The organism is Maritimimonas sp. 2210JD6-3, assembly GCF_056591795.1.
Genome location: NZ_JBWQOJ010000109.1, coordinates 1 through 423 on the forward strand (window position 1 = coordinate 1; position 423 = coordinate 423).

1 pseudogene is annotated in these 423 nt (G+C 40.7%); it reads right to left on the minus strand.

The features are described 5' to 3' along the window. Positions 1-423 (minus strand): annotated as a pseudogene (locus AC1EUY_RS16170) (choice-of-anchor L domain-containing protein); the annotation flags it as partial.

The following is a 423-nucleotide window of genomic DNA, read 5'->3' on the forward strand; positions in this document are numbered from 1 at the left end:
CACTGGGAGATACTGTAATACTCGATGTAGTCTCTCCTGTACTCCATAAAAAATCACCAGAACCGCTGGCCGTTAATGTTACACTATCACCCTCACAAATAACTTGATCTAAACCCGCATCAACCCAAGGAGCAGTGTTAACCGTCACTACAACTTCATCCTCATCAGAACAATTGCCATTCGAAGAAGTTATACTATATGTAGTAGTACTTGAAGGACTTACTGTAATACTCGCTGTGGTATCTCCTGTACTCCAATTAAAAGGACCTGTACCCGTAGCTGTTAAAGTAATACTCTCTCCTTGACAAATCGTCTGATCATCTCCAGCATCAACAGTAACACTAGGATTCACCGTAACTATAATATCATCTGTAGCATCTGTACTACATGAATTACTTGCCGTAACCGTATAAGTAGTCGTTG